Origin of the sequence: Pseudoalteromonas sp. Z9A5 (assembly GCF_011378875.1) — a bacterium.
In the GTDB taxonomy this organism is placed as follows: Bacteria; Pseudomonadota; Gammaproteobacteria; order Enterobacterales; family Alteromonadaceae; genus Pseudoalteromonas.
Map to the genome: position 1 here is coordinate 62,885 of NZ_WTLC01000011.1, position 24,737 is coordinate 87,621.

Below are 24,737 nucleotides of genomic sequence, written 5' to 3' on the forward strand. Positions count from 1 at the left end.
CTTTTTAGAAAAGTAGCCTTTCATACCTTTAAGATAATTTTATCATTCACTCTGGAGTTATTTTGAGGAAAAAGTTGCATCGAGAAACTTAAACGGTGACAAAATAGGAAGATTTCATAACTTGGAATTAAAAAATTAGCTTTTTTCTCTTAAAAAACTTATGATAATTCTGTTTTTTCAATGTATGTAGGCATATTACAGTCACAAAAAAACACTATAAAAACACTATAAAAACACTATAAAAACACTATAAAAACACTATAAATTTTCATCAAACAACCTTAAAAACCACTTATAAATAAACAAGAAATTACGGAGTGATATGGCTTTAGAAACTGAACTTTCGAAAGAAGATCGAGTGCAAGACTTGTTAGATGGTAACCTTCGAGCTATTACATTTATCTACGCTTATCTCTCAAACAAACAATGTTTAGGCACTGATGAAAAGATTAACTTTATAAAAAGAAGTCCATACGAAAACGTAGAACAGCTACATAAATTATGGATAGATGTGAAATCCTCGCTCCCAGAACTTGAGCGCATTAGCAAGAACCAAAGGTTAATGAATTTCCTTCAATTTCTTATTTACAAAAATTATGATGCTAAAACAATACTTGCAGAAGACTCTCATATACAGCTACTAGCACTAATAGATTTTGTGCTAGCCCAAAGCAAGCGTAAACTAAAATTAACCATTACTGAGGCACCGATAAAACTCGAAAAAGACATAGAGCAAGAAATACAAAATTACTTAGAAAAGTGGTATGCCTTTGCAAAGAATACAGAATGGATAAAATTTAAAGATATCGAGCACATGAAATGGGTAATAAACTACATAGAGCAAAAGTTTAAAGTAATTACTGAGGACTCTTTTATTGCTGCGCCTAGACCAACAGATACTTCAAATAAAGGTATGATTTCGTATATCCAATATTTTTTCGACACGTTACCTTATGCAACAAACCCTGACTACGCAGAAAATTTTTTCATCAAGATCAAAAGGGCAAACTCACAAAGAAAATACCGAAATGAGAATGCCGATAGAGTTGCATCAAACTATATGCTTAGAAAAGATATCAAAATCAAGCTTAAAGAAATTTCAAAAAAAGAACGGTTACACCTAAATGAAACTATAGAACTTTTAATAGAGCAAGCTCACTCAAGGCTAAAGTGAGCTCTGTAAAATATACTCACTCCACCACTCCATTATTGGTCTGCGTTGCTCTAAATAGTCCGAGCGGTTATATGCCGCTCTTGTTTCATTTTCGTCTGCATGCGCTAAGCAGGCTTCAACTAAAAGGCTATCGTAACCTTTCTCATGAAGGGTAGTAGAAGCAACAGAGCGCAGACCATGTGCCACCAGCTTATCTTTGTAGCCTAAGCTTCGCTTTATAGCTGCATTAACTGTATAGGTGCTTGCATGGTTATTTTCATTACGCCCACTCGGGAATACATACTCATGATGGCTACTTAAGGGCTTCATTTGCTCTAGTATTGCTAAGGTAGCAGGCGTTAAAGGCACTCTGTGGGCTCTTCTGCGCTTCATTTCTTCAGCAGGTATAACCCAAACCTCTTCTTCGATATTAATATCGGTCCACTTAGTGCCAGCGGCTTCCTTTGAGCGAGTCATTGTGTGCAATTGCCACAAGATTAAAAGCTTGGTTTTGTCCTGAATGGTTTGAGAGTTATTCAAAGCGGTTAAAAAGCCTGGGAGCTCTTCAGGTCTAATCGTTGCCATATGCTCGACAGTATTTTTAGTAAATACTTTTATAATTTTTGCTAGTGGATTGGCATTAATAAAACCATGGTTTACTGAGTAATCCATGATCTGGTTTAAGCTTTGGCAAATACGTTTAATTGTGGAATGTTTACCGTCAGACTCTAGTGGCCTGAGTATTTCAATTGTGCCTATCGCTGTAATGCTATCTAACGGTATATCTTTCATCTTAGGGAATATATACATTTCAAGCGTTCGCCACTCTCTAGCTGCGTGATGAGCAGTCACAGTAGGTTGTTTTCGTTCAAACCAAAGCTCTGCGGCAGCTAAAAATGTATTAGCTGCTTTTCGGCTTTCTGCTTTCTTTTTAGCTAACTCATGTTCTTTTGGGTTAATACCTTGCGCTAGTAGCTCCTGATACTCAATTGCTTTAGTGCGGGCGTTAGCAAGTGATAGAGATGGATATATCCCAAGAGGCATTCTGTTGAACTTTGCAGTTATTGGATTTTTGAACTTAAACTGCCAAGACTTAGTTCCCGTAGGTAAAACTCGTAATTGAAGTCCGCCACCATCAGAAAGCGTTTGCTCTTTGTCGGAGCTAGTAATTGATTTTATTTTCTTATCCGTTAAACGAACTACAGGCCTTGCCATAATAAGCTCCACAATACTAATTATGACTAGTATATATAGAACACAGCCTCATGGGTACTAAGGTGGGTATTAAAAATAGTAGAAGTAACAAGATGAGGCTGGACTACTACGGAACAAAAACAAACTAAATCATTGTTTTTATAGAGATATAAACACAACCCAGGATTGTTGCGGAAGTTAATGCAAGCGCCCAGGGAACCACTGGATAGCCATTTTTAACTCCTAACGTATAATTAACTGCTATTTTAACTGGCAATTCACTTAATTGCGCTATACTGACGCAAATTTTTTCAGATTAGTTGTTATGGCTCTTAAATCCACCATTATGAAAGTCCAATTATCGCTTAGTGATATGGACCGTCACGTTTATCAAGATTTTAATTTAACCTTGGCTCAACACCCTTCAGAAACCGATCAACGGTTAATGATTCGCTTACTCGCTTTTGCATTAAATAGCTGCGATGGTTTAGAGTTTACTAAAGGGTTAAGTGCTGATGATGAGCCTGAGCTTTGGCATGTAAGCTATAGTGAAGAAATAGAACTGTGGATTGAGCTTGGCTTACCAGATGAGAAGCGCCTTAAAAAAGCCTGCAATAAGTCTAAGAAAGTAGTGCTTTATACGTACGGTGAAAATAATCAGGCAATTTGGTGGCAAAAGCATCAACCTAAACTGTATGAATTTAAAAACTTAAGTATTTTTAGTTTAGATTATGCGACAACACAAGCACTTGCCGCTTTAGTTGATCGCAGTATTAAGCTTGCTATTACTATTCAAGATGGTGAAGTGTGGGTTAATACAGATCATACTAATATTGAAATAAAACCACAGCAGTTAATGTAATTGCTGATACTTTGAGGGCGTATGAAAGTTAAACACGTTATTGTTTTACATGGCTTATATATGTCTGGCTTTGTTATGCGCCCACTGTGCTCTCGTTTAGAAGAGTCTGGTGTAAAAGTCCTCAATATTACCTACAATACTCTCGATCCTAATCGCGATACTATTTTTGCTCAAATTGATGAATGCATTGCAAATGAACCTTCTGCGCTTGTATGCCATTCATTAGGTGGCCTAATTGCTCGCGCGTATTTAGAAGCTAACTCTCAAGCAAGCCAGCATGTTACAAAGGTAGTTACTTTAGGCACTCCTCACCAAGGTAGCCATATTGCCCATAAAATGAAGCAAAAAGGTTTTGAGTCTTTTTTAAAAAACAGTGTTGAGTTTTTACTTACGCAAAATGGTAATTGGCCATTTAAAGCTAAGCTCTACAGTATTGCGGGTGACTTACCTATCGGGTTAATGCCACTTATAGTTAAAGGCAGTCGTTCGGACGGTACTGTGTTACTTGATGAAACTAAGCTCAAGGGCATGGCAGAACATAAGGTGTTCCATTTAAGCCATACCAGTATGATTTACTCACGCGAAGTGGTTAATTATATTTTAAAGTGCTTGAGTGAAGACTAATCTTCAGCAGCCTCTGCAATTTTATAGCTAATTAAAAATATAACACCCAGTATCAATGGGATTGGTGCTGCGATGTAACCAAAAAAATCAGAGTTAGCAAAACTAGCACCTGCCAAGTGAGCAACTAACCCCAATACAAATACCAACAGCGCTATACCAACGACTATTAATTCTGCTTTATTTTGTTTTGCTGTTTTTGCATGCATGCTATCTCTCCTAATTATTTCGATAACATTATTATGCGCCGTTAGAGTGATTGATTTTTGACCTGCATCAATAAATAAAATGGCAATGAGATTGCCTTGCTAATAGTTTGTTTTAGATCATAATTTGTGCAGCTCAAATTTTTATTTTTTTTGAGGGGTAGTATTTTAATTCATCAGACCCATTTATATTAATAGTCCATAAACTTAATTTAAAAGTAACGTCATTAACAGTTGATAGCTTAAAGCTATTACATTGATAAAATTAAACGATTTTACTAATTAAGGCTAATGTATAATACTCATTGGCAGTTCACAAATTAACGGTTATTTAAGGAGCAAGTTATGTCACAGGTAAACGCAATTGGTCTAAATAGTGCAAAAAGTGATGACATTGTAAAATCACTCAATACGCTATTAAGCAGCTACCAAATTCAATACATGAATGCGCGTGGTTTTCACTGGAATATTAAAGGCCGTAACTTTTTTGAACTACACGTTAAGTTTGAAGAAATTTATAACCTATTACTTTTAAAAGTAGACGAAGTAGCTGAGCGTATCTTAACGTTAGATGGCGCACCACTACATGCATTCTCTGATTACTTAAAGGTAAGCGAGATTAAAGAAGCTAAAGGCATTAGTGATGGCGTTACGGCAGTAGAAAACCTACTTGCTGGTTACAGTACATTAATTCATATGCAGCGTGATATTTTAAACCAAGCTAGCGACGCTAATGATGAAGGTACAGCAGCCCTTATGAGTGAATACATTTCTGAGCAAGAAAAACTTGTATGGATGCTAAAAGCATATTTAGATTAATTTTGAGCTAAAAAGATAAAAGCCCTCAAAGAGGGCTTAAGTAGGGATAAATCGTTAAATAATCAAACGGTTCGATTATCATATTAGACCTTTACTCAAACTAAACAACGCACCTGTTACCAGTGGCGTTTTTTTTGGTTTAAATGGATTTAGCCCTTATATACAGGGGCAAGTAGCGCTATATTGCTTAAAAATCTGTATTGTTTTTTTTACAAAAAAAAGCCTCAGTAATTACTGAGGCTTTGTAAACATAACTCGTTAAATAACGATATTAATACCGTTATTTATTAAAACTTACTTCTAAAACCTACGTAGAATGATTGACCAATTGGGTCATACGTACCTGCATCAGTTTCAGTACCAGTACTTGAACCGCTCACACCCGATAGAATGCGCGGTGGCTCTTTATCAAATAAGTTACTTGCACCTGCATATAATTCCATTGAATCACTGATATGGTAGCTTGCTTGAACATCATGGTACGTTACCGAACCAATTCCAATTCCGCCTGGTGCAATACCAAAGCCACTTAAGAATTGATCATCAAAGTCTGCAGAGCCAATGTAAGTTAAGCTCCAGTTAAAATCAAAGTCATTAAGTTTATAACCAAAGTTCCAGTTAGCTTTATGTTCTGATGCACCAATTTCTCCAGCAAACTCATCTTTATCAGCACCAGGAAGTGGAATGCTGTAACCATCGATTAAGTAAGTGTAAGCAAGGCGAGTTCTAAACGCACCCGGACCAATATCAGTAGCGTACGTTAGTGTTAAATCAACACCTTCTGTACCTAAGCCACCACTGTTAGTTACACCACTGTCGATAAACTCTAGCGAACCAGCGCTATTGTTACCTGAAGAAACGCTACGACGAGTTACAAAGTCACAAAAGCTTGTATCGCCACCACCATAACACTGGTCAAGAATAAACTGACGAGGCGTTGAAACAATTGCATCAGTAATTTCAATGTCGAAGTAATCAAGCGTGATATCTAGTCCAGATATTAAGTTTTCTGGAGTAAATACCAAACCTACTGTTACAGAATCACCAACCTCTTCTTTTAAGTCTTCGTTACCACGGTTAAAGCCACTAATGCCTTGTAGATCAGACTGGTTAAGTGCAAACTCACCATTTGATGCAATGTTAGATGTAACACCAACATCTGCACGACAAGCATCACCTGCAGCACCGCCACCACTATTGCTAACACCTAAACATGGATCATTTAAACCACTTGGGAACGTTTGCGAAGGTGGAGAAAATAACTCATCGATATTTGGAGCACGTGTTGAGCGAGCGCGAGTAGCACGTAAACGTAAGCTATCCATTACTTCCCAATCAACACCCACATTCCAACTTTCGGTGTTACCGACTGTTGAATAATCAGATAAGCGAACAGCTGCGTTCATTGTTACAGTATCAAGCACTGGAATATTAGCTTCTACATAAAACTCTGTTACGTCAAACGAGCCTTCTGTTGCTGGGATTGCATTACCCGCATTAAGACCGGCTTGCTGTAGTGCATCAAATTCACTACGAGAGAACTCTTCACGGTATTCAAAACCAGCAGCAATACCCACTACACCCGCTGGTAGTTCAAATAAATCACCTGAAATATTACCACCAATAATCTCTTGCTCAACCGACGTTGAAAGTGAGCTAGGTGCGCTTACAAAATCAATCGCACCTTGTGATAACGAATTAAAACCAAAAATATCTACTGGTGCACAGTTAAAACCACGTGCTGTAGCATCGATACAAATAGCTTCATCAGTAATACCGTCGCCATCTAAATCTTGGCTATCGATAACAGACTCTAAACCTTGACGGAAGCTTTGAACATTAACTAAGCCGCCTGAAACTTGTTGCTCTTTTGTTTTACCATATACATAGTAAGTATCGTAAAACCAACCATCGGCTATTTCACCTTGAAAACCAAGTGCTAAGCGGAATGTATCACGCTCTGCTCGTGCTCCACGGTTACCGATATCACTCAAACGTTTTGCAAAAAAGATATCACGCATACCATCACCATCGGTGTCAGTTGCTGCGTTATATATATCATCTGGTACGAATGCACTACGTAATATTTCACCGTTTACATTGAATTCAATAGGTACTTGACCATTTGCATAAATATCGTCAGAAGCGAACGGGAACGGCTCTAATTCAGACTCTGTTGTCGTTGCAGCGTAAGTCCCTTCATAAAAGAAGCTATGCTTATCGCTTAATTCATAACTACCATTTGACGCAAATAAGTAACGCTCTGTAGGTATTGCGATTGTACGTACACCACTTCGGTTAAAACCATTTGCCTCTACGCCATCGCCGCCGTTAGTGCTAAACGAATTTTGTAGATTATTTGAACCATCAAACGTAAATGTTTCATCTCCAGCGCTAAAACGACCTTGTGGTGGGAATGAAGATAAGAACGGGCTTACGGCATCAAATACAGAGCCAGGGTTTGCTACTGGATCATCTTCAAAGAAAATACCTGAAAATTGGTCTACTGCTGAACGATCACGGTCACGTGAGAAAACAGCACCTTGATCAGAGTAACCAAGGTGAAACATTGCATGCCCTTTGCCATCTGAACTTGATAAGCCTGAAGTGAAGTTAAATTGACGCGACTCGTCATCACCTTCACTTGACTCACCATATTGGCCATCAAACTCAACGCCTTCAAAGTCATCTTTTAAAACAAAGTTAACTACACCAGCAACAGCGTCAGAGCCATAAACAGATGAAGCACCACCAGTCATAATTTCAACACGTTCGATAAATTGGCTTGGGATAGTATTTAAATCAACAGCAGAACTACCTGGTACACCTGATACATAACGACGACCGTTAACTAATACCAATGTACGGTTAGAACCTAGGTTACGTAAATCAACTGTAGCAACACCCGCACTGGCTGTATTAAAATTTGAGTTAGTACGGCTAATAGCCGGTGAACCAAATGCAGGGTTATCAAGTAGTAAATCTTGAATATTTAGTGAACCAGAAGCATCGATAGCGGCGCTATCTACAACTTGAATTGGTGCAGATGACATAGCTTCTGCTGAGCGAATACGTGAACCAGTTACTTGCACTCGTTCTATTTTTTCAATTTCTTCATCCTCAGCTGCAACACCTTGAAACGAAAAACCTGCAAGTAATACACTACTTAATGCGACTGTTAATGATGATTTTTTAAATAATCGATCATTACCTTTGTTAGTTAATTTCATTTATTTCCCCTGAATTGTTATTTTTGTAACTAAATGGTTACTTCGCGAGTTACATTAAGGGGATTAAAATCAAGTCTCTATATATGTTCTTTAATAGGCTCTGTAACAGGTATGAAATGCTTGTTTGATGGGATAAAAATATACATCACATTCATTATTGAAAATATTTGGTATTTTTATAACATTTTTTTCTCTAAGCACGGTCTTTATAAGTATACATAGTAGGGGATAGACAATAATGAACGCTTCTTTTCATGCACTAACTTTTGTTGCTAATACTGACTTTGCAACATTTTTAACAAAACGCGTGCAAGATCATAGACATTTTGAGTCTCAATCGCTTGTTTCAACACAGCGATTAGATCAAATTGATACTACCAAATATAACGTACTTTTTTATGAGTTAACGGATTTATCCGATCCCACTCAAATTGTGCATCTAACTGAACTTGCAAAAAAAATGAAATTGGTAATTATTGCTCAGTCTGGTCACTTTGCGAGTTTTGCTTTTGAAGTAGGTGCAGTTGATTTTTTAACTTTAGATTCAACAACGCCAAGAGTAGAAAAGTGCTTTGATAAGCTCATACATCTGTGTCCTATTGCTAGTGCAGCAGAGCGCCAATATCAAGAAAACACCCAACAAGATAAGCCATCGTCATCACATATTGTGGTTAAAGATGTAGGTAAAGTAAGGTTAATTGATATACAAGATATTATTTGGATAAATGGTGCGGGCAATTATGTAGAGCTACATTTTACGCAAGGTGGAACACCAATTTTACATCGTGAAACCATGAAAAATATTGAGCAACAATTAGTACCTGAAGGCTTTATTCGTATTCATCGCTCAACTTTAGTTAGAAAACAAGCAATTTGCGAACTAATGCCAACCGACAGCGGCGACTATAAAGTAAGGCTTAAAAATGATATGTGTTTAAACCTTTCAAGACGTTACAAAAGTTGTTTAGAGAGTATTATAAGCCCTCTTCAGTAGCGGCTTGTAATACTCATTTTAGTTACCAATTTTGCTTGATGTAATTATCGTTTGGGTGCACTAATAAATAGCTTTCGTTATCTTTATAAAAGTTTACTTCTACATCGCTATTTTTCCATATTCTTTCGAACATATTTTTAGCTACGATATTAATATTTAAATAGTCAACTCGTTGATAGCCACGCTCCTTTACACCAGCAAAATAAGCTTCTAGCGAATCAAGGCTATCTAAAGTTAAAAGCTCAAACTCCCCAAGATTAACAATTACATACTTAATCGTATTTTTGGGGTGAGTACTTAACTCTTGAATAACACCGTTAGTTAACGATGTTATGCCTTCATTGTTAAAGCTACCCTTTAATTTTAAATACATATTAGGGGGCTGTGAACAAATCTGGAATTCGCCATGTGCTCCAAACATAAATTACCTTATATATTAAGTTCTATTATATAGAATAATACAATTTATCGATTTTGCAGTTAATTTAACAATGCGATAAAAAAAGCCATTTCGAGCGCTTTTTCTTCTAAGCTTTTAAAGCGACCTGATGCGCCACCGTGACCAGCATCCATATCAGTTTTAAAGACTAAAATATTACTGTCTGTTTTAAGCTCACGCATTTTTGCAACCCACTTCATAGGCTCCCAATACTGTACTTGCGAGTCGTGTAACCCAGTAGTCACCAGTATATTAGGATAAGCCTGCGCACTAATATTGTCATACGGCGAGTAAGCTTCAATTACATCATAAAATTGTGGCTCATTTGGATTTCCCCACTCGTCGTACTCATTTGTTGTTAGTGGTATGCTCTCATCAAGCATAGTTGTCAACACGTCCAAAAATGGCACATGACAACCAACGCCACAGTACAATTGAGGAGCCTGGTTAACAACGGCTCCCATAAGCAAACCACCGGCACTACCACCTGATGCAAATACTTTATTGCTATCACAATAACCTTGCTCAATAAGTGCTTTTGTTACATCGATAAAATCGTTAAAGCTATTTTGCTTAAATTCTTTCTTACCTTGCTCATACCATTCACGCCCTAACATTTCAGAGCCACGCACGTGCGCTATTACATAAACAAAACCACGGTCAAGTAAGCTTAATGACGTACTAGAAAAGCTTGGATCGATAGTGTAACCATAAGCACCGTAACCATATTGAAATAACGGATTGGTACCCTCTTTTTTAAAGCTATCTTTACGATACACAACCGAAACAGGTACTTTAATACCATCTCGTGCAATAACCATTAATCGCTCAGATTGATAGTCATCAGCACAAAAACTGCCCAATACTTTTTGCTGCTTAAGTAACGTTTTTACACCAGTTGTTAAATCAACATCGTACAAAGAACCTGGTGTCGTTAAGCTTGAATAATAAATACGTGCTGTTTGTGCATCAGGCTCTGGGTTCATCGCAATTGCGGCATAATAACAAGGATCTACAAACTCTAACGCCATTCGTTTATTTTGCTGATTAACAACTACAAATCGAGCTTGCCCCTGCTCACGTTCACTCAATACTAAAAAGTTATTAAATAACTCTACGCCTTCAAGCAATACATTACGCCTATGGGGTGTATGCTCTAACCATTGTGTTTTATCAGAAATAGTTTCGGTTGTTGCTGTCATTAATCTAAAGTTTTTAGCGTGCCAATTAGTCACAATATAAAATGTGTCACCCAGTTTATCTACGTCAAACTCATGACCTTCTTCGCGCGGCATTAGCGCCTTAAATTCGCCATTAGGGTTATTTGCATCAAGCACCCATGTGTCGTTTGTTTCTGTTGAGGCTAAATCAATTATAATTAAACTCTCGTCACGGCTTTTACCAAGCCCCATAAAAAAGCTACTATCTTGCTCTTCATACACCATTACGTCTTGGCTTTGCTTACTCCCTAATTCATGCCTAAACACTTGATAGCCAAGCAATGTTTGTAAGTCTTTTTTAACGTAAAAAACAGTTTTATTATCGTTTGCCCAAACAATTTGCCCTTCAGTGTTTTCAAGTACATCTGACAGCATTTTGCCTGTTTCAATATTTTTAAAGTGCACGGTATAAATACGACGACCTTCAGTATCTTCTGAATACGCCATAAGTTGCTCACACGAACTTAAAGCAACCTCTCCTAATTCAAAAAACTCGTATCCATCAGCTATTTCATTTACATCTAATAGAAGTTGTTTGTCATCTGCACTCATGCTTGTACTTCGATAATGCCGAGAGTATTCATCATCTCCACGTACTTCACTGTGGTACCAGTATTTTCCGTCCTTAACCGGCACCGTATTGTCGTCTTTTACAATACGTGCTTTTAGCTCTTCAAATAATGTATTTTGTAGCGGCTTCATAGCGACTAATTGCTCATCACAATAAGTATTTTCAGCTTGTAAATGGGCTAATACGTCCTCATTTTGACGCTCATCATCGCGCATCCAATAATAATTATCAGTGCGTGCTTTGCTATGAGTAGTAAGCTTATGAGGTTGCTTTTGAGCAATAGGAAAATTAGGCAATAAATTTAAAGAAAAATCAGGACGAGACACAAATGAAGCCAATTAAAAAACAATAATATTTACAGTTTATCATAAAAGCAAAAAGCCCACTCAATATTGAGTAGGCTCAGATGTAGCGGTTTTTTTGTTAAAAATAACAACACTTACAGAGGGTTTAATTTTTAATGAAAGCTATGCCTAGCCTGATATTTGTAACCAAGCCATTGCCCAACTTTTACCAACGCCAGGTTCGAACATTTTTTTCTTATCTTCACTCGCTCGGCAAAATTCATTAAAAGGCCAAGGTCTGCATTCGTAAACCTCCCCCGTTTTAGGTTGCAGTACTTTCGTTCCTGCATTGTAGATATCGCTATTCTCAGGGTATATATAATCGTATGCGTTATTTTTTGTATCAATACAATCATCGCATTTCGCTATGCAATGAAAGTCAATGTGAACTTTATAAATACCGCTACTTTGTAAAGCAAAAATTTCGTTTTTTCTATAAGCTAAAACTAAACCTTCATCGGTCATTTTTCCTGCGCTTACAAGAGGAATATGCACATTAATATACTCAGCCACTAAACGCGGCCATGCATGAGGTTCACCTTGCTCAAGCGAGGTGATTTTATAATCAAACGATAAACTGACTAGCTCTCCTTGCATGTCGTAAAAGGTTACACTCACCACATCACCAATAAATAATTGAGTATGGTGATTTAAGCAACCTATAGCTGACCATTTTCCACAGGCCAACGACGTATGCATAAACACAGCAACACCTTAAGAGTTACAAAATCGTACCCATATTATATGGATACATAAAAAACACATTGAGGGCAAGTAATACATAATAATAGATTATGCGCTAATCCTACGATAACAGCTTTAATAGTCTAAAACCTTAGATTAGATGCTTTACATTCTAATTTTTAGATTGGTTCACCAACAATTCGGCGATTATAATTTGCCAGCATACAACAATCAAACAAAAGAATGTAACCTAAATAAAAAACCAATCATTAACGATTGGTTTTAGCGTTCTTTTAGCTAAATAAATAACTTAGAGGCTCTTTTGCCCAAGTAAATATAAGTAGTAACAATAAAGCTGCAAATATTAACCACGCTAACCAAGGTGCTTTTGTTACTACGGTTTGCGACTCCCCCGCTGTTAAATCTTTTGAACCGGTGATCATCGCTTTTACTAACGGTTTGCCTTTAATTCGATAAATAATAATAGCCAGCACATGGAAGCCGATGGCATAAAGTAGTATGTCAAAATTAAGGCGGTGCAGCCAATTTGCAAAATCAACCGTATCGCTCGATACATACTGCGCAAGCGGACCATCAGTTAAAATACCATCACTGCTCATCAAGCCCGTGGTAAGTTGCGTAATTATCAAAGCAAAAAATGCAAGTACCATGTAACTGCCAGGGGCAGAGTGACCAATTATATCAGTCGGCTTTTTAAAGCTCTTAAATACAGCTTTTGGTGAGTGAATAAGTGCACTTAATTTAGCCGTTTTACTGCCAATAAAACCCCAAATTAAACGTGTTGCGATCAACGCCAAAGTAAAAAAACCAGCAACAAAATGCAGCTCAATCATGCCCTCATCAATACTAAAATAAAGTACTGCAATACTTATTACTAATAACCAATGAAAGCTTCGGACAAAGCCATCCCACACTTTTAACGTCGTCATTTTACTAATCCTTAAAAAAAACAGTATTATTGAAAATGTTAACTACTTTAACATCATAATATTAAGGTATCCTTATTAGCCATTCTACAAGCCGTGAGAGTAAATACCATGCAACCAGTTAAAAAAGCTATTTTAAAGGGCTTTTTAGACATGTTACCTCTGTGCTTAGCCGTTATCCCTTGGGGTATTTTATGCGGTTCTTTAGCTATTCAAAATGGCTTTAGCGCATTAGAAACGCAAGCCATGTCTTTATTAGTGTTTGCAGGCTCGGCGCAACTTGTCGCGATTGAGCTTATGGCTGGTAATACCCCGCTGTTAACTATTTTATTTACTACTTTTATTATTAGTTCACGCCACTTTTTATATGGTTTAGCTGTAAGACACAAAGTGATTGATCAACCTATGCGCTGGCGCTTACCGGTGAGCTTTGTTTTAACTGACGAGCTATTTGCATTTTCTCATCATCGTAAAGCGTATAGAACAAAAATACGTTTAACATACGCACTTAGCGCAGGGTTTAGCTTTTATATTGCATGGAACATTTGGACATTAATTGGCATTGTAGCGGGCACAATGCTACCCGATTTAACTAATTTAGGGCTCGACTTTGCCATAGCGGCTACGTTTATAGCTTTGGTTATTCCGGGTATTAAAAACTTAGCCTCACTCATTACCGTTATTGTGGCAGGTGTTAGCGCGACACTTTTAAAAAGTACAGGATTTGAGCTGTGGCTTGTTTGCTCAGCACTAATTGCAATGAGCGCGGGTTACATCACTGCAAGGCTAACAGCTAAAAAGGACGTTAACGCATGATGACGACTATTTTACTCATGGCGTGCATTACATTTTTTACGCGTTATTTGTTTTTACACCGTAATTTACCGTTTAAGGTCGGCCCTAAAATGCAGCAATTTTTAAGCTTTAGTGCCCCAGCAGTACTAACAGCCATTTGGGTACCTATCGTATTTTTAAACGAAGATGGTATTAATTTAAATTGGCAAAACCCTTACCTTAGCGCAGCTATTGTCGCCATTATAGTTGCCTATAAAACACATAATATTTATTACACTACCCTTGCGGGCATGGGGCTATTTTTAATATTAAACTAAGGCAGATTAAACTAAAGCCGTTATCTAACCTTTATACTTTATGAAATACTAATCTGGGGTTAAAATGCTGCTAACAATAATAAAAAAGACACCAATATGCACAAATTTCATCAACTAAGCGCAACAAGCTTGCAAGGTCACCCTATCAACTTTAATGATTTTGAAGGTAAAGTTGTGCTTATTGTTAATACCGCAAGCAAATGTGGATTTACCCACCAATATGAGTCATTGCAAGCCTTGCATAATAAGTATGCCAGCCAGGGTTTAGTTATTTTAGGGTTTCCGTGCAATCAATTTGGTCAGCAAGAACCCGGTGATGCAACACAAATAGAGCAAGGATGTTTAATTAACTATGGGGTTAGTTTTTTAATGTCGGCTAAAGTAGATGTAAACGGTGAGCATGCACACTCTGTATTTCGTTATTTGAAGTCAGCTTTACCGGGCTTTTTAACACGAAAAATTAAATGGAATTTCACTAAATTTTTAATTGCAGCAGACGGTACACCAATTAAGCGTTATGCGCCTTTCACTAAGCCCGAAAAATTAGAGCTCACAATTCAAAAAGCATTAACACAAACTAAAAATCCGCTTTAAAAGTAATAAAGAGGCGCAAGGCCTCTTTATTGCCAATACTATCAAGCCTTAAACGTACGTATAACTGCACATTTAAGACTCCAATATTAATTGGTCCTTTATTTATACTAGTACGATTTAATCTGTGTAATCGCTTAAATCGTCTTCGCCTAGGTTTTTACGTAAGCGTTTTTGCTCAAGGTAGTCTTCCAACTTCTTCTTAACCTTTTGCTTGTTCTTATCGTGTTGATTACGCCCGAGCATTTCATACTCGTCTTCAACAAAATCGTCATCTAGCGCATCGTAACTAAATGTCTTACCCACAACCCACTCCATAAAGTGTTTGAGACCAACCAAGGGTTTTTTAACCGCAATAATTGGTAAATTAAAATGTTTAACGCAAAAACATTATAAAAATTCACGTCAAAATAAAGTCACGTAGCTATATTAAATAGTCTTCATGTCAGTAATGTGAATAAATAGCGCTAAATTTCAATTGAGGAAAGTGAGAGTTTTTTATCGTATCGATAAATATTTTTTATAGCCTTGTATAACTTAGTTAATTTGACTAAAAAATAGTTAATTAATAACTATACAGAGTCGCAAAAAAACACCTAAAACAAACTAATATGTTGTTTATTATAATAAAAAAATAATGGCATTAAACTTGTTATATATTAATAGTCATCAACAATAAGTAGAGAAAAAACATGAAAAAATTACTATTAGTTAGCGCATTAATTTGTACGCCAGCAGCCATGGCTCATAACGATAACAATTCAGCTGTTTCATTTAGCGGTGAGCAATGTGATGTTGAATTTAAAAATGACGTACGCATTAAGCCAAACGAATTAGAAATTTTTACGGCAAACAATCAAACCATGCTATTTAATACCGATGGTGACTTAACCGTAAATGGCGAATTAGTAACGCTTGATAGCTCACAACGTGGTGCATTAACTAAGTATTCTGATAGCCTGCGTACGAAACTCCCTGAGGTAGCTAACATAGCGCTTGATGGTGTAAAAATTGCCGGTGTTGCATTAGAGGAAGTGAGTAATGCTTTTAACATCGACGGTCTTGAAGATATGTCTTCACTTATGGACGATATTAGAATTGAAGTAGAAAATACCTTTTACCAGCAAGGTACATTTGTAATGGGTCAACAAAGTTTTAATCAATTTGGTGAAAGCTTTGAACAACAGTTTGAAGAGCAAATAGAAACAGCAGTTGAATCAGCAGTAATGCAGTCTATGGGCAGTATTTTAATGGCTTTAGGTTCAGAGTTGCTAGGCTCTGGAGGCGACATGGATGCATTTAAACAACGCATGGAAAATATGGGTGCACAAATAGAAGAAAAAGTAGGGCTACACGCCAGTGCACTTGAAGAACGCGCTAATTCTTTATGCGGTAGCTTTGCAGACATTGCAAAACAAGAAGAGCAATTAGTAGTACAAATTCCGCAGCTTAAAGGTTATCAGTTATTTAGTTTTAAACAGAATACTCAAAACTAATGTAGTTCTTTTTATTTAATATCCCTTTGGCAGCATTTAAGTTTACTTAAATGCTGCTTTTTTATGTTCTAAATACTATTTTTTAGCTAATAAGGTAAGCTTGCCAAGTGTTATTATTGCTTGTTCTATCTGCTCGCTCCACTGCACGCCGTAACTTAACCTTACGCAGCTTTTATATTTATTAGAGGCTGAAAAAATAAGCCCAGGTGTAATGCTAATACCAACCTCAAGTGCGAGTAAAAATAACTTTTGGCTATCGTACTCGCTTCCTAAATCTAGCCATATTACACAACCCCCTTTTGGATCGCTTATACGTGTGTTTTTTGGCATTGCTTGCTGTAAACACCACCGCATACGCTCTTTATTATCGCGTAGGCGCTGCCTGAGCACCTTTAAGTTTCGATCGTATTCTCCGCTAGCAATAAATTCAGATAGCGCCCATTGGTTTATTAGCGAAGCAGAACAGCTTAGTGCTCTTTTGTATCGTCGCGCTTGTGTTGCAAACTTACCCGCAACCACCCAACCCACACGATAGCTAGGCGCTGCGGTTTTAGAAAAAGATGAGCAGCTAATTACCAACCCTTTTTTGGAATATGCTAGAGCAGGTGTACCTCGGTTTGCCGTAAAATATAAATCGCCGTATACATCATCCTCAATTAACACCACGTCATGGCTTTCGAGTAACTCCACTAGTTGCTGCCTATTTGTATCTGGCATAAAACTACCTACAGGGTTACTAATAGCAGTCGAAAATAAACAAGCTTTTATATCATGCTCACTTAAAGCTCGTTCCAAATCGTTTAACCAAATACCATTATCTGGGCACAATGGTATTTCGAGCGCTTTAAGCCCTAGGCTTTCTATTAACTCTATAATACCGTGATAGCACGGCGTTTCTATAGCAACTACATCGCCAGGCTTTGTCACGCATTTAAGCGCAATAGCCATCGCTTCTTGTGCGCCATTGGTGATCACCAACTCGTCCATATTAATACCAATGCCAAAATCTAAATAACGATGCACCAACTGTTTTTTCAAAGGAACAAAACCGTCTGTCGGACCATAGTTAATCGCTTTACTGCCTGCGATAGTCATTACTCGGCGCATGTTTCTGGCAAGTGCTTTGTCGGTTGGTGCTGCGGCAATTGGATTAGCGATACCAAAAGGGACTACGTTAGCTTGATGAATCGCGCTATATACTTGCTCTATTAACGCCTGTTTATTTACCACCACAGGTTCGCGACTTAATTTAACTCGTTTAGGTAGGTTTTGTGCCAAATTTACGGCTTTTAAAAAGTAACCAGATTTTGCACGAGCCTCTATTAAGCCTTGATCTTCAAGTGACTGGTAAGCTTGTTTTACGGTTGGAATACTTACCTTTAAATTATCAGCCATTTTACGCAGTGATGGCAGTTTTTCACCCGGGAGTAAAACTTGTTGGGTGCTCATATCTCTTATCAACTGAATAACTTGTTGATATAAAAACTCATGCCCTTGACTATTTTTTTGTCTGATCATTACACACCAAATCTGTATAGGTTACATTTTTACTTTTCTGTATATGGTAAGTATACAGATAGGTCTTAGAATAACCATTAAATCGGGTTTTGGAGATCAACCATGAAAAGTGCGGCGCTATACATTACAACTGTTTTAATTTGGGGGTCAACGTGGCTAGCTATCGGGTTTCAATTAGGCGATATTGCTGTTGAGCTATCATTATTTTACCGTTTTGCGATTGCAGCACTTTTAATGTGGTTATATGTGGCTTACAAAAAACCCGATATGCGCTTTAATTTAACCGATCATGGTTTTTTTATTTTATTAGCTATTTGTAACTTTGGCTTAAATTACCTCATGCTTTACTGGGCACAAAATTACCTAACCTCAGCAATGGCCTCTATTGCCTTTTCGATGCTACTTGTTATGAATATCGTCAACACTCGGTTGTTCTTTGGCAAACCTATTTCAAAACGAATTTATACAGGCGCAGTACTCGCGGTATTAGGTATTACATGTCTGTTCTGGCCACAGTTACAACAATTCGACTTAAGTAATGGTGCATTGGTCGGGTTACTACTTGCCCTTGGCGGCACCTTTGTGGCTTCATTAGGAAACATGGTAAGCGTTCGCAATTCTCGTAAACAAATTGGTGTGTTGCAAGGCAATGCATGGGGCATGTTATATAGCGCTATTGGCTTAGCGTTATATGTATTAATAAACGACGTGCAATTTAGTTTAAGCGCTCCAACCAGCTACTGGTTATCATTACTTTATTTATCTGTATTTGGCACCGTAATCGCTTTTGGCTGTTATTTTGCGCTACTAAAAAATATCGGCCCAGAAAAAGCCAGCTACGTGATTGTATTATTTCCGCTGGTTGCAGTAACACTTAGTAGCTTTTTTGAAAATTTTGAATGGCATGCGAATACCTTTACCGGATTTAGCTTAGTATTATTGGGTAACGCTATTGTGCTTACTCCAACTAAAAAAATTAATGCCTTTTTAGCTAACAGAGCAATTGCTAAAAGTGGCTCCGCCCCCAGTTAGAGGCGTTACTAACGCAACTAACGCAAAAGCGTCTACTTTACAGTAGACGCTTTTTTTATTGGTATATGAAAAAGTAAAGCTTGCGCATGCACGCTTACAACCGCTGGTGTTTTACCGACCAGCTCACCATCTGCTTCAATTAATAATCCATTCGTATTTATAACCGCGCTGCTTAAGTGACTATAAGTCAGATTTTTTATGTGTTGATGACGGTTAAAAAACAATTTAATAAAACTTATTACATTACATAAAACACGACCAGATCGTACTTGATAACAATCAACCACCCCATCAGTAAGCGATGCATTAGGCGCAATTTTTAAGCCGCTACCAAAGTGCTTATGATTAGCAAACACCGTCATTAAATTAGGGTATTGTTCTGCGCCTTGAGTAAAGACACCATTGAGTTGTTTAGGTTTATAATAAAATAATTCTTTAAAGCTGGTCCAGCTATAGCTAAACGCAAAACCCCTTGTTTTATTATTCAATGTATTTACAACATGAGCATCAAAGCCAACACCTGCAATGTTAATAAAGTATCGCTCATTAATTTGGCCAACATCAACTTCTGTAGGGTTATTAAATACAGCATGCTGCCAGTCAGCTATGTTACAACTAAACCCTCTCGAAAAATCGTTACCTGTACCACATGGTAATAATGCTAGAGTACAAGTACTCCCCATTAGAGCATTTACCGTTAAATGCAAAGTACCGTCACCGCCTAATGTCACGGCTTTACTAAATTGACTTAACATTACTTTAATTTTTGCTAGGTCATTAGCAAACTCACCTGTTGTTTCAAATATAGAATACGATAAATCACGTTTTTCACACGCATTTTTGAGCCACTCAAGTAATTTTTCAGCTCGTTTTTTAGCGTTTGGCTTAATAATTATTAATAACGACAAATTCGATCACCTTTACGCATTACCAAAAAACTTAAAAACAAACTTTAAATAAATTTATTTAATCTGAATATTTATTCAAAAAACATAAAGCTTTAATAAAGAAAAAATAAAAAACCTCGCAAAACCACCATTAACACTAACCATTTAGTTTTTTTCCTTTTAATAATTATGCAAATCAATCAAAAACCAAACTTAACAACGCATTAATAAACAGGATTCACATCAAAATAACTAATGCTTCACCTATAACTTTTATCGTTTTATTTTTAATCAACTAACGTGCAAAATGCACGCGTTTTCAACAGACACAACCAGGAGCAAGATAATGAATCCAATTAATACTTTAAATCAAACAGCAGCAACTCACGTTGGCGTTAAACCAACTAACCGTAAAGCAAAAATGTTAGCTAAACTTAACCGTTTTGGCAAAAAACTAGCACTTAGCAGCCCAGCTCAATATAAATAATCACTCAACCATGATTATTTTTACGGTGCAGCAAACACCCAACCACTAAATAAAGTCTCTTATTTAGCTCCCTCAAGTTTGCTGCAACCTATTTATTTTATTAAAAATTGCCTAAATTCTTCATTATTTACAAAAAAAACCTCATTTACGTATAAATTTTAGGCAAACAGTCATTTTGCTATTTACACAGCGGTATCACCTAAGTATTATTCTGCGTCACGGAGAGATGGCAGAGTGGTCGAATGCACCGGTCTTGAAAACCGGCATGGGTTTATAGCCCATCTAGGGTTCAAATCCCTATCTCTCCACCATATTTTAATTGGTGGCTTTTTTACTACTACCAATATAAACGGTTATGCGTTGGAGAGGTGTCCGAGTGGCCGAAGGAGCTCCCCTGCTAAGGGAGTATAGAGTTTGTAGCTCTATCGAGGGTTCGAATCCCTCCCTCTCCACCATACTAAATTTAAACCACTTAATTGTGGTTTTTTTATGCCCAAATTTTAACACCGATACGAAATTGGGAGGGTGAGGACCCTCGACAGGGTTCGATAAAATGTCAGGAACATTTTAGGCCGCTGCAAGCGTCGCGCAGCGATTGATTACATGGATGTAAGCAAGTCTATCCCTCCCTCTCCACCATACTAAATTTAAACCACTTAATTGTGGTTTTTTTATGCCCAAATTTCACTTCGCACTGCAGTCAATCATATAAATGATATTCAGTAAGTGAGCCTCTATAATTTACCAATTATCACTAAGGTAATTTATGTTTAATTCAATTGGTATTAAATAGCTCTATCACCAGCTTTTAATCTTAAATTTAATGAAATCATAACTCTTCATATTTAATGTTTTAGTACCTAAAATATAAAATCAAACAAATTGTGAAAAACAATAACTTAGTGCATTATTAGCTTAACTTTAAGCCAAACTAGGTTTAACCATGATTCGACTTTTATTACTCTCACTTTGTTTAACAGCACCGTTTATCAGTAAAGCTGAAGACACAACTATTTATAAGTGTATTATTAAAGATATACCTACATTTAGCCAAACCCCCTGCGCTAAAGATGCTGAAATTATTACACTTAAAACGATTAATGTAACAAAAGCGTATAGTAGTAAGCTGCAAAGCAATAAAGCCCCAGACACTTCTGTAGATAGTTATTTAAAAATTCAACAAATAGATCGTGATATTAAAAGGCTGCAACTTTCTATCAAAGAACATCAAAAAGAATATGCAGAAAAAAAGCAGCAAATAAATTATATGACTCAAGATAAAGCAAATCGCTTGGGGGCATCTTCTATTGCTGATGCTATTGCTATGAAAACGGCATCTTTAAAACAATCATATGAGCCTGCAATTAAACAAGCACAACAGCAAATTGAGTCGCTTACACAGCAAAAATTACAACTTAAACAGCCTTAAGCGCCTGCTCTATAGTTAAAATAAACATGTGTATTTCGTCAGTGGTGTTATACACATGAGGCGATACTCGTATTCCATATTTGCGAGCATCAACACTAACTTCAGCTTTATTAAGCGCTTGTAGCACAGCATTCTGTTGCCTATTAAAGTTTAAAATAACTGTTCCACTGCATTCATTGCTTAAAGTAGGTGATACTACAAACTCACTCAAGTGCTGATGAATAAGCGTGATCATCTCGAAATTATGCGCTCTGACTTTATTGATTCCCAATGCGGCAAAGTAAGCAATGCTATTCGCTGCAATAATGTAAGGCGCTACAGAAGGAGTGCCCCCCCAAAACTTAAGCGCACTGGCGTTATATTCAAAGTGATTAATATCAAACTCAAATGGATTTTGATGTGAAAACCAACCCACATCTTTAGGTTCACAGCACTCTATTTGATTCTCGTTAATCCATAAATAAGCGGCTCCTGGACCTCCACATAACCATTTAACGCTTGAGCCAATCATAAAGTCAGCATCGAGTACGCTTAAATCGAGCGGTATAACACCAGCTGATTGAGCAACATCAATTATTGATAAGCTATTGGTTAATTTGCTCATAGCTACAATATCGTATACAGGCGACTGTACGCCTGTATTTGAATATACATGGCTTATAAAAACCAAGTCGATATCGCAAGTTATATAGCGCTGCCAAACACTAATATCAGTTAGGTTTTCGTGCTCAGGTATAAACATGATTTGTGCGCACTCTGGTAATGCTTTTTGCATTGCAAAACCCATGCTCGGAAAATCACTTTGCACCATTAGCACTTTACAATTTTTTTGCTGTAATCGAGGATGCGACATAAGCAACTTTGTTAAGCCACTTGATAAATTAACTTGAGGACAAAACTGCGAACTAGGCGCATTAAATAACTTACCAAGTGCGGTAGTAAACTGCTCAACTGCGGGCAGCCATTGTTGCCATGGCTCTTTGCTGGAGCTCTCCCACGGCAAGAAGTAATGCTGGGCTAAATATTGCTGTGTATTTTTAAGTGGACGCCCAACCGAGTGATTTAATAAATAACAGCCATCAGCCATACAAAAATCATTTTTAAGCATGCTATTTAACCCATTCTTTAAGTGTATTTAGATCATCAAAACGTGTTTTTATATCGTCGCGTTTTGCGCTGGCTCGCCTATCTCTTAATTTTTCGAGCGAATCAAGCAACACATGAAGCGGCGGACCACTTGCTGTTACCTTGCTCATATGCTGCTGTTGCATATTTTTTGAGGGCTGAGCAATAAATTTTTCAACCAGTTGATTATGATGACCGACTGCGGTGTCGCCATGTAATTTGCACACTTGTATAAATAACTTTGCGTGGTTTTTAAACCAATCTGTATTTTTATATTGCTCGGCTTGTAAAAAGTTATCCATAAAGCTTTGCATACGCATGGCTTCTCGTAGTATTTGTTGATCCTCTGGCATCATATATAAAAACTTATCCACCAGCATTTGCGAGTAACTTGGCTCATTTGCACTACAGAGCCCTAGCAGCATATCAATCACGTTAATGCCTGCAAAATCACCTGCATTTGCGCCTCTGTAAACTTCTTTGCCTACACGATACGGTTTATAATAAGGGCGAACGCAGTTAAAAAAGCGATCTGTATCGAGCTCAGAATAAAGTGCGTTATTTGATTCAATTACATCTATAAGCGCTTGTTTGGCTACTTTTAATAATTCACCACACAAGGGGTGTGAGATACCGAGCGGCAATATTTTTAGTAAAGCGTCACTTGCCCGTTTATAGGCCAAAATACCTTGAGTGTTGTAATCAATAAATAGCTTTTCATCGGGTAAATTAGTAAAACGCTTATAAATACCGTTAAGTGCTTTGTTATGAGTAGTTAAGTGTGCGGTAGCAAAACGAGGGGTTACACCAATAGATGCACCAATATGCATAGCAAGCGCAGAGGCTTCTATTAGCGGTGAAGTGGTTTCTCTGCTTGGTTCGGTAATTTCATGACGCCTACATGCAGCCATAAACAATCCTACGTTACCTAGTAAGTCAAAGGCACTATCAAAGCCTTGATCTGTGTTTCCTTCGGCTAATAAATTACTAATTAATGCGTTGCCTTCTTTTTCTAATTGTTGCTTTAAGGCTTCACCAATTCCTTCTACATTTGCTTTATCGCTTTGCTGCCAATAAAGCCGTTCCAGCTCACTATTTAAAGTAACAAATTCTGTTCGTATCCATTGATCGAAAATAACGGTATGTGTGCTCATTGTTGTACTCTATTATTTTTATAGCTAAATGCTAACAGAGTTCAATGAGGGTAAAACGCCAAAAAAGTTAGTAAAAACCAGCATAATTAGCAATAATCACTACAAATATAAAAATAATTAATAAAAGCCGACAATCATGTTAGATAAAAAAGATCAGCAATTACTCATAGCACTTCAAAGCCAAGCTCGCATATCGGTTTCTGACTTAGCTAATAGTATTAATTTATCTGATACGCCTTGCCTAAGACGTATTAAAAAACTCGAGCAGGAAGACGTTATTACCGGCTACCACGCAGCCATAAACCCTAAGGCGCTTAATCTTAATGTATTAGTGTATGCATTTGTGCGGTTAAGCCAAAACTCAGTAAGTGCAGCAGATCAGTTTGAGCAACACGTAGAAAAACTCTGCCACGTATTAGAGTGCTGTGTAATATCTGGAAGTTACGATTATTTACTAAAAATAGTAGCCCACGATCTCGAAAGCTACGAGAGGTTCGTAAAACATCAATTAGGTAGCTTAAGTTATATTGCTAATATAGAGTCGACGATAGTATTAAAGCAGTCATTTAGCAAAAAACAGTTACCATTATAAAAAATACCGCAAACAACTCACTGTTAGCTA

General features: G+C 37.2%; 25 protein-coding genes and 2 tRNA genes. 15 read left to right on the forward strand and 12 right to left on the reverse strand.

The genetic code is table 11. The annotated features are described in order from the left end of the window. Positions 1-322 precede the first annotated feature (322 nt). The gene (locus GQR56_RS07705) at positions 323-1,174 is read left to right on the forward strand and encodes a hypothetical protein (protein ID WP_166110064.1); all 852 of its coding nucleotides are present in this window, start codon (positions 323-325) and stop codon (positions 1,172-1,174) included. Here GQR56_RS07705 and GQR56_RS07710 read toward each other — a convergent pair. Continuing rightward, positions 1,166-2,368, reverse strand: coding sequence for a tyrosine-type recombinase/integrase (locus GQR56_RS07710; RefSeq protein WP_166110067.1), 1,203 nt, complete (start codon positions 2,366-2,368; stop codon positions 1,166-1,168). The genes GQR56_RS07705 and GQR56_RS07710 overlap by 9 nt on opposite strands. A gap of 304 nt (positions 2,369-2,672) precedes the next feature. Between GQR56_RS07710 and GQR56_RS07715 the strand changes: the two genes are divergently transcribed. Together GQR56_RS07715 and GQR56_RS07720 are read left to right on the forward strand one after the other, a co-directional pair. After that, a complete protein-coding gene (locus tag GQR56_RS07715; RefSeq protein WP_166110070.1) occupies positions 2,673-3,209 on the forward strand; it encodes a YaeQ family protein in 537 nt (178 codons plus the stop codon). A gap of 21 nt (positions 3,210-3,230) precedes the next feature. Then, positions 3,231-3,833: an alpha/beta hydrolase gene (locus GQR56_RS07720; RefSeq protein ID WP_024611008.1), complete on the forward strand. Its 603-nt coding sequence runs from the start codon at positions 3,231-3,233 to the stop codon at positions 3,831-3,833. On the opposite strand, the gene GQR56_RS07725 is transcribed toward GQR56_RS07720, so the two are convergent. Next, on the reverse strand, positions 3,830-4,039 hold the full coding sequence (locus GQR56_RS07725) for a hypothetical protein (protein WP_166110073.1): 210 nt from the start codon (positions 4,037-4,039) through the stop codon (positions 3,830-3,832). The genes GQR56_RS07720 and GQR56_RS07725 overlap by 4 nt on opposite strands. A 342-nt stretch (positions 4,040-4,381) precedes the next feature. Here GQR56_RS07725 and GQR56_RS07730 point away from each other — a divergent pair, with 342 nt between their 5' ends. Beyond that, positions 4,382-4,855, forward strand: a complete 474-nt coding sequence (locus GQR56_RS07730) for a Dps family protein (RefSeq protein ID WP_024611010.1) — start codon at positions 4,382-4,384, stop codon at positions 4,853-4,855. Positions 4,856-5,142: 287 nt separating this feature from the next. Here GQR56_RS07730 and GQR56_RS07735 read toward each other — a convergent pair whose 3' ends face one another. After that, positions 5,143-8,085, reverse strand: a complete 2,943-nt coding sequence (locus GQR56_RS07735; RefSeq protein ID WP_024611011.1) for a TonB-dependent receptor — start codon at positions 8,083-8,085, stop codon at positions 5,143-5,145. Positions 8,086-8,323: 238 nt separating this feature from the next. Between GQR56_RS07735 and GQR56_RS07740 the strand changes: the two genes are divergently transcribed. After that, positions 8,324-9,079: a response regulator transcription factor gene (locus tag GQR56_RS07740; protein ID WP_166110076.1), complete on the forward strand. Its 756-nt coding sequence runs from the start codon at positions 8,324-8,326 to the stop codon at positions 9,077-9,079. A gap of 22 nt (positions 9,080-9,101) precedes the next feature. Here GQR56_RS07740 and GQR56_RS07745 read toward each other — a convergent pair whose 3' ends face one another. The 4 genes from GQR56_RS07745 to GQR56_RS07760 form a co-directional block, all read right to left on the reverse strand. Further along, complete coding sequence (locus GQR56_RS07745) at positions 9,102-9,500, reverse strand: hypothetical protein (protein WP_024611013.1); 399 nt, start codon at positions 9,498-9,500, stop codon at positions 9,102-9,104. Between the two features lie 59 nt (positions 9,501-9,559). Then, complete coding sequence (locus GQR56_RS07750) at positions 9,560-11,635, reverse strand: S9 family peptidase (RefSeq protein WP_166110081.1); 2,076 nt, start codon at positions 11,633-11,635, stop codon at positions 9,560-9,562. 147 nt (positions 11,636-11,782) lie between these two features. Beyond that, positions 11,783-12,352 (reverse strand): chitin-binding protein, encoded by a 570-nt coding sequence (locus GQR56_RS07755; RefSeq protein ID WP_166110084.1) that lies wholly within the window; start codon positions 12,350-12,352, stop codon positions 11,783-11,785. A gap of 278 nt (positions 12,353-12,630) precedes the next feature. Continuing rightward, the gene (locus GQR56_RS07760; protein WP_024611016.1) at positions 12,631-13,287 is read right to left on the reverse strand and encodes a cytochrome b/b6 domain-containing protein; all 657 of its coding nucleotides are present in this window, start codon (positions 13,285-13,287) and stop codon (positions 12,631-12,633) included. A gap of 108 nt (positions 13,288-13,395) precedes the next feature. Here GQR56_RS07760 and GQR56_RS07765 point away from each other — a divergent pair, with 108 nt between their 5' ends. The 3 genes from GQR56_RS07765 to GQR56_RS07775 all read left to right on the forward strand — a co-directional run bounded on the left by GQR56_RS07765 (position 13,396) and on the right by GQR56_RS07775 (position 14,990). After that, on the forward strand, positions 13,396-14,100 hold the full coding sequence (locus tag GQR56_RS07765; protein ID WP_166110087.1) for an AzlC family ABC transporter permease: 705 nt from the start codon (positions 13,396-13,398) through the stop codon (positions 14,098-14,100). Further along, positions 14,097-14,396 (forward strand): AzlD domain-containing protein, encoded by a 300-nt coding sequence (locus GQR56_RS07770; RefSeq protein ID WP_024611017.1) that lies wholly within the window; start codon positions 14,097-14,099, stop codon positions 14,394-14,396. The genes GQR56_RS07765 and GQR56_RS07770 overlap by 4 nt, the downstream gene beginning before the upstream one ends. Positions 14,397-14,492: 96 nt before the next feature. Next, positions 14,493-14,990 carry a glutathione peroxidase gene (locus GQR56_RS07775; protein ID WP_024611018.1) on the forward strand — a complete coding sequence of 166 codons (498 nt, stop codon included), beginning with the start codon at positions 14,493-14,495 and terminating at the stop codon, positions 14,988-14,990. A 117-nt stretch (positions 14,991-15,107) separates the two neighbouring features. Here the strand turns inward: GQR56_RS07775 and GQR56_RS07780 are convergent, their stop codons facing one another. Beyond that, a complete protein-coding gene (locus GQR56_RS07780; protein ID WP_007579801.1) occupies positions 15,108-15,293 on the reverse strand; it encodes a hypothetical protein in 186 nt (61 codons plus the stop codon). A 386-nt stretch (positions 15,294-15,679) separates the two neighbouring features. Here GQR56_RS07780 and GQR56_RS07785 point away from each other — a divergent pair, with 386 nt between their 5' ends. Beyond that, on the forward strand, positions 15,680-16,483 hold the full coding sequence (locus GQR56_RS07785; RefSeq protein WP_024611019.1) for a YggN family protein: 804 nt from the start codon (positions 15,680-15,682) through the stop codon (positions 16,481-16,483). A gap of 75 nt (positions 16,484-16,558) precedes the next feature. Here the strand turns inward: GQR56_RS07785 and GQR56_RS07790 are convergent, their stop codons facing one another. Next, a complete protein-coding gene (locus tag GQR56_RS07790) occupies positions 16,559-18,001 on the reverse strand; it encodes a PLP-dependent aminotransferase family protein (protein WP_166110090.1) in 1,443 nt (480 codons plus the stop codon). Between the two features lie 102 nt (positions 18,002-18,103). On the opposite strand from GQR56_RS07790, the gene GQR56_RS07795 reads away from it, so the two are divergent. Continuing rightward, positions 18,104-19,033: an EamA family transporter gene (locus GQR56_RS07795; protein WP_024611021.1), complete on the forward strand. Its 930-nt coding sequence runs from the start codon at positions 18,104-18,106 to the stop codon at positions 19,031-19,033. Between the two features lie 32 nt (positions 19,034-19,065). Here the strand turns inward: GQR56_RS07795 and GQR56_RS07800 are convergent, their stop codons facing one another. Beyond that, entirely contained in the window at positions 19,066-19,941 is an 876-nt protein-coding gene (locus tag GQR56_RS07800; RefSeq protein ID WP_166110093.1) for a YegS/Rv2252/BmrU family lipid kinase, read from the reverse strand. 325 nt (positions 19,942-20,266) lie between these two features. On the opposite strand from GQR56_RS07800, the gene GQR56_RS07805 reads away from it, so the two are divergent. The 4 genes from GQR56_RS07805 (at position 20,267) to GQR56_RS07820 (ending at position 21,836) form a co-directional block, all read left to right on the forward strand. Continuing rightward, a complete protein-coding gene (locus GQR56_RS07805) occupies positions 20,267-20,407 on the forward strand; it encodes a hypothetical protein (RefSeq protein WP_166110097.1) in 141 nt (46 codons plus the stop codon). A 220-nt stretch (positions 20,408-20,627) separates the two neighbouring features. Then, positions 20,628-20,718: transfer RNA gene (locus tag GQR56_RS07810), tRNA-Ser, on the forward strand. 51 nt (positions 20,719-20,769) lie between these two features. Further along, positions 20,770-20,862: transfer RNA gene (locus tag GQR56_RS07815), tRNA-Ser, on the forward strand. A gap of 488 nt (positions 20,863-21,350) precedes the next feature. Next, positions 21,351-21,836 (forward strand): hypothetical protein, encoded by a 486-nt coding sequence (locus GQR56_RS07820; RefSeq protein ID WP_024611023.1) that lies wholly within the window; start codon positions 21,351-21,353, stop codon positions 21,834-21,836. On the opposite strand, the gene GQR56_RS07825 is transcribed toward GQR56_RS07820, so the two are convergent. Beyond that, positions 21,823-22,944 (reverse strand): aminotransferase class V-fold PLP-dependent enzyme, encoded by a 1,122-nt coding sequence (locus tag GQR56_RS07825; RefSeq protein ID WP_166110100.1) that lies wholly within the window; start codon positions 22,942-22,944, stop codon positions 21,823-21,825. The genes GQR56_RS07820 and GQR56_RS07825 overlap by 14 nt on opposite strands. 1 nt (position 22,945) lies before the next feature. Next, positions 22,946-24,115, reverse strand: coding sequence for a monodechloroaminopyrrolnitrin synthase PrnB family protein (locus GQR56_RS07830; RefSeq protein ID WP_166110103.1), 1,170 nt, complete (start codon positions 24,113-24,115; stop codon positions 22,946-22,948). A gap of 136 nt (positions 24,116-24,251) precedes the next feature. Between GQR56_RS07830 and GQR56_RS07835 the strand changes: the two genes are divergently transcribed. After that, the gene (locus GQR56_RS07835) at positions 24,252-24,707 is read left to right on the forward strand and encodes an Lrp/AsnC family transcriptional regulator (protein WP_166110106.1); all 456 of its coding nucleotides are present in this window, start codon (positions 24,252-24,254) and stop codon (positions 24,705-24,707) included. Positions 24,708-24,737 lie beyond the last annotated feature (30 nt).

Bases quoted from the DNA above. Each gene is read 5' to 3' on its own strand.
- GQR56_RS07805 (WP_166110097.1), top strand. From the start codon at position 20,267: ATGAATCCAATTAATACTTTAAATCAAACAGCAGCAACTCACGTTGGC.
- GQR56_RS07735 (WP_024611011.1), bottom strand. From the start codon at position 8,085: ATGAAATTAACTAACAAAGGTAATGATCGATTATTTAAAAAATCATCA.
- GQR56_RS07715 (WP_166110070.1), top strand. From the start codon at position 2,673: ATGGCTCTTAAATCCACCATTATGAAAGTCCAATTATCGCTTAGTGAT.
- GQR56_RS07760 (WP_024611016.1), bottom strand. From the start codon at position 13,287: ATGACGACGTTAAAAGTGTGGGATGGCTTTGTCCGAAGCTTTCATTGG.
- GQR56_RS07720 (WP_024611008.1), top strand. From the start codon at position 3,231: ATGAAAGTTAAACACGTTATTGTTTTACATGGCTTATATATGTCTGGC.
- GQR56_RS07835 (WP_166110106.1), top strand. From the start codon at position 24,252: ATGTTAGATAAAAAAGATCAGCAATTACTCATAGCACTTCAAAGCCAA.
- GQR56_RS07820 (WP_024611023.1), top strand. From the start codon at position 21,351: ATGATTCGACTTTTATTACTCTCACTTTGTTTAACAGCACCGTTTATC.
- GQR56_RS07825 (WP_166110100.1), bottom strand. From the start codon at position 22,944: ATGCTTAAAAATGATTTTTGTATGGCTGATGGCTGTTATTTATTAAAT.
- GQR56_RS07765 (WP_166110087.1), top strand. From the start codon at position 13,396: ATGCAACCAGTTAAAAAAGCTATTTTAAAGGGCTTTTTAGACATGTTA.
- GQR56_RS07725 (WP_166110073.1), bottom strand. From the start codon at position 4,039: ATGCATGCAAAAACAGCAAAACAAAATAAAGCAGAATTAATAGTCGTT.
- GQR56_RS07740 (WP_166110076.1), top strand. From the start codon at position 8,324: ATGAACGCTTCTTTTCATGCACTAACTTTTGTTGCTAATACTGACTTT.
- GQR56_RS07710 (WP_166110067.1), bottom strand. From the start codon at position 2,368: ATGGCAAGGCCTGTAGTTCGTTTAACGGATAAGAAAATAAAATCAATT.
- GQR56_RS07705 (WP_166110064.1), top strand. From the start codon at position 323: ATGGCTTTAGAAACTGAACTTTCGAAAGAAGATCGAGTGCAAGACTTG.
- GQR56_RS07730 (WP_024611010.1), top strand. From the start codon at position 4,382: ATGTCACAGGTAAACGCAATTGGTCTAAATAGTGCAAAAAGTGATGAC.
- GQR56_RS07790 (WP_166110090.1), bottom strand. From the start codon at position 18,001: ATGATCAGACAAAAAAATAGTCAAGGGCATGAGTTTTTATATCAACAA.
- GQR56_RS07830 (WP_166110103.1), bottom strand. From the start codon at position 24,115: ATGAGCACACATACCGTTATTTTCGATCAATGGATACGAACAGAATTT.
- GQR56_RS07775 (WP_024611018.1), top strand. From the start codon at position 14,493: ATGCACAAATTTCATCAACTAAGCGCAACAAGCTTGCAAGGTCACCCT.
- GQR56_RS07795 (WP_024611021.1), top strand. From the start codon at position 18,104: ATGAAAAGTGCGGCGCTATACATTACAACTGTTTTAATTTGGGGGTCA.
- GQR56_RS07785 (WP_024611019.1), top strand. From the start codon at position 15,680: ATGAAAAAATTACTATTAGTTAGCGCATTAATTTGTACGCCAGCAGCC.
- GQR56_RS07745 (WP_024611013.1), bottom strand. From the start codon at position 9,500: ATGTTTGGAGCACATGGCGAATTCCAGATTTGTTCACAGCCCCCTAAT.
- GQR56_RS07770 (WP_024611017.1), top strand. From the start codon at position 14,097: ATGATGACGACTATTTTACTCATGGCGTGCATTACATTTTTTACGCGT.
- GQR56_RS07755 (WP_166110084.1), bottom strand. From the start codon at position 12,352: ATGCATACGTCGTTGGCCTGTGGAAAATGGTCAGCTATAGGTTGCTTA.